Annotated in this window: 10 protein-coding genes; 1 reads left to right on the forward strand and 9 read right to left on the reverse strand. The window is 61.6% G+C overall.

Translation table 11 applies throughout. The features are described from left to right. Window positions 1-179: 179 nt before the first annotated feature. The 6 genes from aroK to pilM form a co-directional block, all read right to left on the reverse strand. On the reverse strand, window positions 180-704 hold the full coding sequence (gene aroK / locus ACY693_RS08335; protein WP_462321364.1) for a shikimate kinase AroK: 525 nt from the start codon (window positions 702-704) through the stop codon (window positions 180-182). Window positions 705-812: 108 nt separating this feature from the next. Continuing rightward, the gene (pilQ, locus tag ACY693_RS08340; protein ID WP_462321365.1) at window positions 813-2,915 is read right to left on the reverse strand and encodes a type IV pilus secretin PilQ; all 2,103 of its coding nucleotides are present in this window, start codon (window positions 2,913-2,915) and stop codon (window positions 813-815) included. A 171-nt stretch (window positions 2,916-3,086) separates the two neighbouring features. Continuing rightward, window positions 3,087-3,656, reverse strand: a complete 570-nt coding sequence (locus ACY693_RS08345; protein ID WP_462321366.1) for a pilus assembly protein PilP — start codon at window positions 3,654-3,656, stop codon at window positions 3,087-3,089. Window positions 3,657-3,712: 56 nt separating this feature from the next. Then, entirely contained in the window at window positions 3,713-4,306 is a 594-nt protein-coding gene (locus ACY693_RS08350) for a type IV pilus inner membrane component PilO (protein ID WP_462321367.1), read from the reverse strand. 9 nt (window positions 4,307-4,315) lie between these two features. Further along, complete coding sequence (locus ACY693_RS08355; protein ID WP_462321368.1) at window positions 4,316-4,909, reverse strand: PilN domain-containing protein; 594 nt, start codon at window positions 4,907-4,909, stop codon at window positions 4,316-4,318. A gap of 18 nt (window positions 4,910-4,927) precedes the next feature. Then, entirely contained in the window at window positions 4,928-6,001 is a 1,074-nt protein-coding gene (gene pilM, locus ACY693_RS08360) for a type IV pilus assembly protein PilM (RefSeq protein ID WP_462321369.1), read from the reverse strand. Window positions 6,002-6,263: 262 nt separating this feature from the next. On the opposite strand from pilM, the gene ACY693_RS08365 reads away from it, so the two are divergent. Then, window positions 6,264-6,848 carry a hypothetical protein gene (locus ACY693_RS08365; RefSeq protein WP_462321370.1) on the forward strand — a complete coding sequence of 195 codons (585 nt, stop codon included), beginning with the start codon at window positions 6,264-6,266 and terminating at the stop codon, window positions 6,846-6,848. Between the two features lie 51 nt (window positions 6,849-6,899). Here ACY693_RS08365 and ACY693_RS08370 read toward each other — a convergent pair whose 3' ends face one another. The 3 genes from ACY693_RS08370 to rpmE all read right to left on the reverse strand — a co-directional run bounded on the left by ACY693_RS08370 (window position 6,900) and on the right by rpmE (window position 10,354). Beyond that, window positions 6,900-8,198, reverse strand: a complete 1,299-nt coding sequence (locus ACY693_RS08370; RefSeq protein ID WP_462321371.1) for a citrate synthase — start codon at window positions 8,196-8,198, stop codon at window positions 6,900-6,902. 497 nt (window positions 8,199-8,695) lie between these two features. Then, window positions 8,696-9,955, reverse strand: coding sequence for a malic enzyme-like NAD(P)-binding protein (locus ACY693_RS08375; protein WP_462321372.1), 1,260 nt, complete (start codon window positions 9,953-9,955; stop codon window positions 8,696-8,698). A 198-nt stretch (window positions 9,956-10,153) separates the two neighbouring features. Further along, window positions 10,154-10,354, reverse strand: coding sequence for a 50S ribosomal protein L31 (gene rpmE, locus ACY693_RS08380; protein WP_462321373.1), 201 nt, complete (start codon window positions 10,352-10,354; stop codon window positions 10,154-10,156). Window positions 10,355-10,512 lie beyond the last annotated feature (158 nt).

The following is a 10,512-nucleotide window of genomic DNA, read 5'->3' on the forward strand; positions in this document are numbered from 1 at the left end:
GAGCGACGGTCTCATTGGTGACGATCATCACCCGCTCAGCGGCGACGAAGGGCCGATAGCATTCGGGATCAGAGAGCAGATCTCGACCGATGAAGATCGGATAGCTGCGCTCGCCGAGATCGACGTCAAGCCGATGACGTCGAGCCGTTGCCTCCGCGACGGGTCCAAGCACAGTCATGCTAGATCTCTTCTTCCTCGAGACGCCGCCGAATCTCCTTGACCACCGAGGCGGTGCCACGCCGCTCCGTCGACACCACCATGTCGGCGACCTGGCGGTAGATCGGCTCGCGCTCGGCCATCAGCTCACGCAGCCGCTGCTGCGGATCATCGGTATCGATCAACGGGCGACTGCGGTCGCGTGCCGTGCGAGCGAATTGTTGCTCAGGGCTACAGTGGAGATAGATCACGAAACCGCGCGCCGCAAGCTGTTGGCGATTCTCGGGTGTCAACACCACGCCACCACCCGTCGCTAGGACGATCCCCTCCTCCTGGGCCAGGTCTTCGACGACCCCGCGCTCGCGCTTGCGGAAGCCCTCCTCACCTTCGAATTCGAAGATGGTCGGGATGTCGACGCCGGTGCGGCGCTGAATCTCCTGGTCGCTATCACGGAATTCATAGCCCAGCGACTCGGCCAGCTGCCGGCCAACAGTGCTCTTGCCTGCCCCCATGGGACCGACGAGAAAGATGTTCGGTGGTCTAATCATGACTCTAGGTATGCCAGATTTGCCGATGGCAAGCAAGCTGCAGGCCCAATCCGAGCCCGACCTCACGCCAGGCGGCCCGAGCAGGCGGCAGCGCCGGCGAGCTCATCGTCAGCGCACGGCAAGCTCCGATTTCAGGATCTTCGGGGTCACGAAGATCAGTAGTTCTTCATTGTTATCCCGCCGATTCGTGGTCTTGAAGAGGTTGCCAACCACTGGCAGGTCGCCGATCCAAGGGACCTGCTCGCGCTGAAAGCTCTGCTCACGCTCGTAAACGCCACCAAGGACGATCGTTTCGCCATTGTCAACCAGGACCGAGGTTTCAACTGAGCGCGTATTCACCGGCGGCACGCCTTGGACTTCGTTCGTAAAGTCTGGGCTGTCCTTATTGACCTTCAAGTCCATGATGATGCGATCATCTGGCGTGATATGGGGAGTCACATCGAGCTGCAGCACAGCCTCTTTGAAGGCCACCGTGGTGCGGCCGGACGCCGCCGATTCCTGATACGGGATCTCTTGGCCGACCTTGATGGTGGCCTGGTGCTGATCGGAGGTGACCACCCGTGGACTCGAGATGATCTCGCCGCGACCTTCGCGCTGCATCGCCGAGAGCTCGAGCGTGATCAGATGCGAGCCGACCTTGCCGAGCAAGAAGTTGATCGCCCCCGACGGGTCCTGGGCCGGAAGATTGACCCAGAGATTAGGCGCACCAGTCTCGTTCTGGATGATGGAGTTGAAAGGGGTCCCCGTCTCCAAATCGAATCCGTAGGGACCCGCGTCGAAATTGCCAAGCCCGTCGATACCCCCATCGCCGGGATCTTGTCCGCCGCCGACCAGCAGTTGGTTCCCCGTGCTACTGCCTGTCGAGCCGCTGACGCCGAAGCGCACACCAAGATCGCGTGCAAAATCATTGTTTGCGATCACCACCCGCGATTCGATCATCACCTGCCGTACCGGCACATCGAGGCGGACGACGAGCTCGCGCAGCTCCTCGAGCTTGGCGAGCGTATCCTGGATGAGCAGCGTGTTGGTGCGCGTATCCACGGTCACGTTGCCGCGATCCGAGAGCAGGTTGTTTTGCTCGGACTTGATCAGCTCCGCCAGCTCCGAGGCCTTGGCGTAGTTCACCTGAATGAATTCAGAGCGCAGGGGCGCCAGCTCCTGGATCTGCTGACGTGACTCGAGCTCAAGCTTCTCCTGGGCCGCAATCTCCTGCGTCGGCGCGACCATGATGACGTTACCCGTTTGTCGCATCGACAAGCCCTTGGTCTTCAGGATGATATCGAGCGCCTGATCCCAAGGGACGTCTTTGAGGCGAAGTGTGATGCTCCCGCTGACCGTGTCGCTCGCGATCAGATTCAGGCCGGTGAAATCGGCCAGCAGCTGCAAGACCGCCCGGACCTCGATATCCTGAAAGTTCAACGACAGCCGATCGCCTGAATAGACGATCTTCTCTCGCTCCAGCTGCTCTTTCTCGGCCTGCGTCAAGGACCGTAACTCGATCGTGAACAGGTTCTCGGTCTGGTAGGCGAGGTAATCGAATTCATTCGTCGTCTGGATATCCACGCGAACATCATTGCCGACTGCGCGTGACTCAACGGCGACCACCGGGGTACCGAAATCGACGACGTCGAGGCGTCGAAAAAGCCGCGGCGGAAGGCTGGCTTGATCGATCTCGACAACGACGTCACGACCTTCCTCGGTGACATTGACCGGGGTCTGTGCCGAAGGCAGGGTGATCACGACCCGACCTTCGCCATCAGCACCGCGACGAAAGTCGATGTCTTTGACCGAGCCAGTGCTCCGTGCCGAGGAGCGGGCCGCACCAGCGCCATCGCGACGCCCTGGTTCTTGGGGGGCTTGGGCCACGGATTCTGGATTCAACGTGATCCGAACACGATTGCCGGTGGTGTTGATCGAGTAAGGGACGCTGTCGGTGAGATTCAGCACGACACGGGTGCGGTCACTGGCCTCGATTGCAACCAGACTGTGTGCAGCACCCAGCCCAATCGGGATCGACTTGCGGCCGAGCTGATTCGAGGCACCTGGGAAATCGATCGCGATCCGCGCTGGATTCTCGGTCGCGAAGTCGCTCGGCGCCGGCGGCATCCCGGAAAAGACGAGATCGCCCGCCACCTGCGTGCCTGGGAGGGCTGCGAAGTCGGCGACCTCGAGCCTCGCACCGAGGGCGGTCGCGACACTGAAGTAGGCCACAAGAGCGCCGATGATCGACAGCGCCCTCTGCCGGACCGGCCGTCGGGCCCAGCGGCAAGCTGCCTGCCGGTCAACCTGGCAGTCAACCTGCCGGTCAATTAGCTCAAGCCGGTTAATTAGCTCAAGAAAGCATCCAACCCAAGGCCTAGAGAGATTCATCATCACCACCGCCTACTGTTTCAGCGCCATCGATGCCTGCCTCTGCTCCCACTCGGCGGGCGCTTTCTCGACGATCTCGGTCAACGCCAATGCCGTCGGATCGATGCGAATGATCTTGCCATTGTTGCGCCCAAGATACTGCCCAGGCTGCACACGGTGCAGCATCCCATCCGGGGTCATGATCAGCGCCCAGCGCGTCCCGTGCTGCTCGAGCGTTCCGACCATCCGCAGCGAGTCGAGTGAAAAGGCCTCCAACGGCTCTTTCGGTCGCAACGGATCGGGTGAGATCCCGCTCGGGTTACGCCGCTGCAACGTATCGACCGCTTGCTCATCCATCATGAAAGGATCGCGCCGATCGTCTGACCGATAGGTAAAGGGATCGACCGAGACGATCTCCGGCACAGGCTCTAACGGCCCCGCAGGCCGTGCCCGTACACGCTCGGTATAAGACTCAAGCTCGGGCAGCGCAGGGTCCGCGCAGGCCGCAGCCAGCAGGGTCGTCGCCAGCGCGAGCGAGCAGCGTAAGCTCGAAGACAGCTCAGCGCCTCCAAGCTGCCCTTTGCAGCTCGTGGCGCCTTTCATGGCGTCTTCCCTGGCGCATTCTGGGCGCCTCGAGTCAAGCCTATCGCCAGACCCGCTCATGGCGCTGCGGGCTCCTCGAGGTATCGATAGGTCTTCACGATCGCACCAAGGGTCATCGGCGCGGTCGCATCCCCTCCCCTGTCGTCCTCAGCAATCCGAATATCATGCACGGTGACGATCCGCGGCAACGCTGCGAGGCCGCTGACGAAGGTTGCAAACGCATGGTAGCGCCCACGCACCCGCACCCGGATCGGCAGCTCCGCATAGAAGTCCTTGTTCACCTCCTCCGAAGGCTGAAACAGCTCAAACTCGAGCCCAGCCGCCAGCCCAGTCTGGGACACATCGACAAGCAACGAGGCAACCTCGGTCTCGTCTGGAAGCTGGCTTAGCATCGCTCCAAAGGACTCCTCCATCTGCGCCAGCTGCTGCCGATACCCCTCTAGGTTAGCCGCCTTATGCTGCTTCTGCTCGAAGCTCTGGCGCAGCTCGAGCTCCTTCTGCTCAACACGCTCCAACCGCTCGATCTGGCCGCTGGTGATGAAGTAATACCAGCCGAAGGCGATCACAGCACAGCCAAAGACGATGAGCACGACCTTGGCCGCTAACGGCCATTCGGTGATGTTATTGAAATCAAGCTCGTTGAGGTCCATCCGTCTCCCTCAGGCCCGCTCGGCGACAAGGGCGAGCGCATCCTCATCGCCGCCTGGTGGCTCCGGTCGCCGTTGATCGAAGCGTAGCCGAAAATGACTAAAGCCGGTCCCGGTCTCATCCTTATTCTCGATCAGCAACAGCTCAGGCTTACCGATCCAGGCAGAGGACTCGATGTTGCGCATCAGGGCCGACACCCGCGCATTGGACTGAGCACGCCCTTCAACCGTAATCCGCCCGCCTTCTTGCTCGAGCTCGATCAAGAACACCCCAGCCGGCACCACATCCACGAGCTGATCGAGCAGGTGAACGATCTCGGGCCGGCTTTCTTGTAGGTCTTGGATGACGCCCATTCGCGCCAGCAGATCAGCCTTCTTCTTCTCAAGCTCGTTGACCTCGCGGATGCGACGATTCAGGATCGCGATCTGGCCCTCCAGATAGACATTGCGGGCACGCTGAGCGTCAATCATGGCATCGAGCTGAATCTTGAGCAGCACGCCAATCAGCAGGGCCGAGCCAAGTGCAGCTGCGGCAACAATGGCCAGATCGCGCTTGCGGCGACGGCGCTGCTGCTCACGCCAGGGAAGCAGATTGATGCGAGCCATCAGTCAACAATCCGGCAGTCAGCGAAACCGACGCATCGCGAGTCCGACTGCGATCAGCATCGCATTGCGACTGCGCTGCAGCAACGCGCGATCGACGTCAGCGGATACCGCGATCTCAGTAAAAGGGTCTGCAACGCGCACCGGAAGCGCAAGTCGCTCGGCGATCTGCGTCCCGAGCTCGGGCAGATGTGTGACACCTCCTGTCAGCAGGACCTCATCGACCTGGCTATGCGCGCTGGTTGAATAGAAGAACTGCAGCGCCCGCGCCAACTGCCGAGCTAAGGCATCCTGGAAGGGGGCTAAGACCTCGCTCTGGAGCGACGCCGACATCGGCGTTATCGCCAGCGCTGCTAAGGCCTCATCAGGCCCCATCCTGGAACGGCGCTGGACCTCCTCAACAAGCTGCTGACCACCGAAGCTCTGTTCGCGTGCGTAGATGCTTTGCCCGCCGCGGAGCACATGCAACGTCGTCGTCATCGCGCCAATGTCGGCCACCGCCGTGAGCTGATGCACAGCCTCCTGCTCCGAGGGCTTGAGCAAGACTCCACAAGCCGTTTCGACCGCGTTCGATTCGATGTCGACGATCTCCACGCTCAAGCCCGCCAGCTCAAGCGCGGCAACCCGGTCATCGACGTTCTCTTGCCGCGAGGCCGCGAGCAGGACGTCGACCATGCCCGCTGAGTCCCGGGTCGGGCCGATGACATCGAAGTCGAGGTTGACCTCCTCGAGGGGATAAGGCACATACTGATCAGCCTCAAGCTGGATCTGCGCCTCCATCTCTGCGTCGGAAAGCTCGGCACTCAGCGACAGCACCTTGGTGATCACCGCCGAGCCGGCCACCGCAACCGCGGCCCGCTTCGTGCTCGATCGTGACCGCTTTAGCGCCGCAGCGATTGCCTGACCGGCTTGAGCGACATCGGCAATCTTCTTTTCGACGACTGTATGCGGCGGCAAAGGCTCGAGCGCCAAGGCAGCAAGACGACAGAGGCCCGGCTCGCTTGCCGCGCCCGGAACAAGCTCGACCAGCTTCACCGCGGTCGAGCCGATATCGATGCCAAGCAGTGCAGGTTGTTTCCGGCCGAATCCGAACATCGCGCTTCAGAGGCGTCCCCGAGCTGAGGCTAAAACCCTAGAATTCCATGAGTTTAGCCCGACTATATCAGAAAGCCGAAAACCGATACGCACCACTGAGTCGACATTAGAACGCATGCCCAGACGACACGGGAGCCGACTTGCTCGTCGCTCGCGCTTGCCGAGCTCCGAGCCAGAACAACCCAGAAGTAGCGCAAGACCACCTGCGCGCAGCGCCTGTGCCGGACAGCGGCGACAGCTTGCCTATGAGGCAGCGCGCATCATGCGCGAGCAGGGCCTGCTCGAGCTCGATCATGCTCGGCGCCAGGCGGTTGAGCGGCTCGGCATCAGCAACAGGCGCTGCTGGCCCGACAATGCCGAGATCCAGGCCGCATTAGAAGACGAGTATCGGTTGTTCCAGCCCCAAACTCAGAAGCAGGTGACCGCAGCGCTGCGCGAGCAAGCGCTCGCCGCAATGCAGACATTCGCCGAGTTTGAGCCGCGTCTCGTCGGACAGTCAGTCTCCGGCACCGCCTCACTCGAACAGGGGGTGCGTCTGCATCTGTTCGCCGACGACACCCGCCCGATTGTGTTCCGACTCATCGACAAAGGCATCCCCTGGCAGGCGGGCGATAGTCAGCATCGTTATGCGGACGGTACGCGACAGATGCATCCGTCCTTCGCCTTTGTCGCCGGTGAGATCCCGATTGAGCTGGTCGTGCTGCCCGATCGCGCGCGGCGCAACCCGCCGCTGAGCGCGATCTCGGACCGACCAGAGCGCGGACTGGATGCCGACGCGGTCGAGCGCCTACTCCTCGAGGACCGTGACTCACCCGAAGAGGCTGACAATCAATTGGACGCCCGTTAGCGCCGCGAGCAGGGCAGGCTGCTGAGCTGGCGGCGGGCGAGCGACTCCTGATCAGCGCTTGGAGATGGGGACGTAGTCGCGCACGCCGGGACCATGATAGATCTGACGCGGACGCCCGATACGATTGGCCGGGTCGCTCATCATCTCCATCCAATGCGAGACCCAGCCGACGGTACGGGCCACCGCGAACATCACGGTGAACATATTGCGCGGGATACCGAGCGCGCGATAGATGATGCCAGAGTAGAAATCAACATTCGGATAGAGCTTGCGCTCAACGAAGTAGTCGTCGCTGAGCGCGATCTCCTCGAGCTTCACCGCGAGCTCGAGCAGCGGGCTATCGGAGGCGCCGGGAAACTCCTCCAGCACCTGATGGCAGACCTCACGGATGATCTTGGCTCGCGGGTCGTAGTTCTTGTAGACCCGGTGACCAAAGCCCATGAGCCGGAACGGATCATCTTTGTCCTTCGCTTTATCAATATACTTGGCGACGTTCTTCACATGGCCGATCTGCTCGAGCATGTCGAGCACGGCTTCATTCGCGCCGCCATGCGCCGGCCCCCAGAGCGAGGCGATACCAGCCGCGATGCAAGCAAAGGGATTGGCACCGGAGCTGCCGGCCAAACGCACCGTGGAGGTGCTCGCGTTCTGCTCATGGTCGGCATGGAGGATGAACAGCAGATTGAGGGCCTTCTCTGCAAGCAAGCCAGGCTCGTAATCTGCGCAGGGCGTCGCGAACATCATGTGCAGGAAGTTCGCCCCGTAGCGCAGGTCGTTGCGCGGGTACATGATGGGCTCGCCGACAAAATGCTTGTAAGCAGCGGCAGCGATGGTTGGCATCTTGGCGATGAGCCGATGCGCCGAAACCTCCCGGTAGCGAGGATCATTGACGTCGATCGACTCATGGTAGAACGCCGATAGCGAGCCGACCACGCCACAGAGGATCGCCATCGGATGCGCGTCATAATGGAAGCCACTGAGGAACCGTTTTAGGTTCTCATTGAGCATCGTGTGGCTGGTGATCAGATGCTCGAAATGATCCAGCTCCTCCTCGGTTGGCAGTTCGGCATAGAGCAGCAAATAGGCGACCTCGAGGAAGCTGGCCTTGGTGGCAAGCTGCTCGATCGGATAGCCCCGGTAGAGCAGCACCCCCTTTTCACCATCGATGAAGGTGATGGCACTGTGACAGCTCGCGGTGGCCATGAAGCCAGGGTCGTAGGTAAAGAAGCCAGCATCACGGTAGAGCGAGGAGATATCGAGCGCACCAGGCCCCAGGGTGCCTGTCTTTAGCGGGTAATCGAAGCGCTTACCCGCTTCATTATCAGTGATGGTGATGATCTGATTGGCCATAGAGATCTCTCCCGTCTAACAGTCCGCTCGACTCAGCACCGCCTTATGCTCCGAGCGCCGAAGTGGATATTCAGCCAGGTGGCCAAAAGCCGTCAGGCCCACGAAAACGTAGAGGCATACGCACCCTTTCAGGGCGCCCTGCACAAAGGCTGTGCGCGCTCGCCAGGTGAGTCGGTAGACCGAGACCGCCCCAAGCGGCCGCCGTTACCGCCAAGCACGACCAGGCCTCCCGAATGGCCTATTCTACTCGAGGCTTGCAATCGCTTGAGGAACCTTGTCCTAACCGTCTCCCGGCTTCGATTAGCACGAAAGATGCCGCACTCAACCCAGGCTCTGTGTGCAATGACCGATCCCCGCTTGATCCAGCACCCAAGATCCAACTCGCTCAACAGGCTTGCAGAGGTCGCACGGCAGAGCCAGATTCTTCTTCGGTGCGCAAGCTGAGGAGCTGAGCCGGATGTTGTCGGTGCCAACAGACGGGCCGGATCAGAGCCGCATTAGGCAGGATCAGGCGCCACGCGGGCAACGCCACTGGCGATGGCTGCGCGCGCAACCGCTGCGGAGACGGTCTCGCGCAGCCGCGGGTCCAACGGCTTCGGGATAATGTAGTCCGGGCCACGCGTTAGCGCTGTCAGGCCGTAGGCGTCGAGCACCGACGCCGGAACCGGCTCCTTGGTGAGGTCTTTGAGGGCATGCACCGCCGCGATGCACATGGGCGTATTGATGCTTGAGGCGCGGACATCGAGCGCACCGCGAAAGATGAAGGGAAAACCAAGGACGTTGTTGACCTGGTTCGGATAATCCGACCGCCCCGTGGCCATGATCAGATCGTCACGCACCCGCAGCGCCACCTCAGGCCGTATCTCCGGAACCGGGTTTGACAGCGCAAACACGATCGGCTGTGGTGCCATCGATCCCAGCATCGCTTCGCTGACCAGATCAGGGCCTGAGAGCCCGATGAAGACGTCGGCGCCCTCGAAGGCATCGGCGAGCGTGCGCCGCTCGGTTTCAACCGCGATCTCGGCCTTGTGGCGATTCAGATCGGTGCGTCCCTGATGGATCACGCCCTTGCGGTCGACGGTCAGGATCTTGTCGGGGCTGGCACCGAGCTCGACCAGCAGCTTGATCGACGCGATGCCAGCCGCTCCGGCGCCGAGCACGACGACGCGCGCATCGGCAAGCGACTTGCCTTGCATCTCGAGCGCATTGAGCAGGCCAGCTGCGATGATGATCGCGGTGCCGTGCTGGTCGTCGTGAAAGACCGGGATATCGAGCCGCTCAATCAGGGCCTGCTCGACGTCAAAGCAATGCGGCGCGGCAAGGTCTTCGAGGTTGATCCCGCCAAAGGTCGGCGCGATCCGGACCACGGTCTCGATGAACGCCTCGGGCGTCTCTGCATTGACCTCGATATCGAAGACGTCAATGTCGGCAAAACGCTTGAACAGCACCGCCTTGCCTTCCATCACCGGCTTGCCAGCCAGGGCACCGACATTCCCCAGACCAAGCACCGCGGTCCCGTCCGTAATCACCGCGACCAGATTGCCCCGATTGGTGTAGCGATAGGCATCCTCAGGATTGGCCTCAATCCGCCGAACCGGCTCTGCAACCCCAGGTGTATAGGCGAGCGAGAGGTCACGCTGGGTGGCCGCAGACTTGGTGATCTCGATCGCCGTCTTGCCGGGCCTCGGCGTCTCGTGGTAGGCGAGCGCAGCAGCGTTCAGCGCCGCATCGGCATCGGTTTTCTGGACATCAGACATGGATGGCGCTCCGTGGGCGTTCATGCGCCGGTCGAGCGCGGGTGGCGCACCAGCGCCAGACGAGTGTCGCAGCACGCGCTCTTGGCAGGGCGAGGCAGACTCTAGGTTGGTGCGCTCAGGCGCTGGTCATGCGCCGCTCATTAGGAGTTGGCTGTGCGCCTTGGCATCAGCCAGTCAGGTCGCGCACTGAGACGAGACTTAACGACCGTACTTGCGGCGGAACTTATCGACGCGGCCGCCCGTATCGAGGATCTTTTGCTTGCCAGTGAAGAACGGATGGCAGGCAGAACAGACCTCGACGTGCAGCTCGTCCTTCAGCGTCGAGCGGGTGTTGAACGTATTGCCGCAACTGCAGACGACTTTCACATCTTGATAATCTGGGTGGACGCCTTCTTTCATGGCCAGCCTGCTCCAAATCGGCTTTCTTGTCAGGTTAATCGACGAAGCATAGCTCGCCTACCTAAGCTCCGCAAGCCCGCAAGCTCCGTTGACCTGCCCCTCCGCGATGGTCTGACCGCTTCGGCCTCGCGTATCTGGTACTCTGCGGTGGCCGGCGT

The sequence above is a fragment of the Halochromatium sp. genome, from assembly GCF_054919635.1.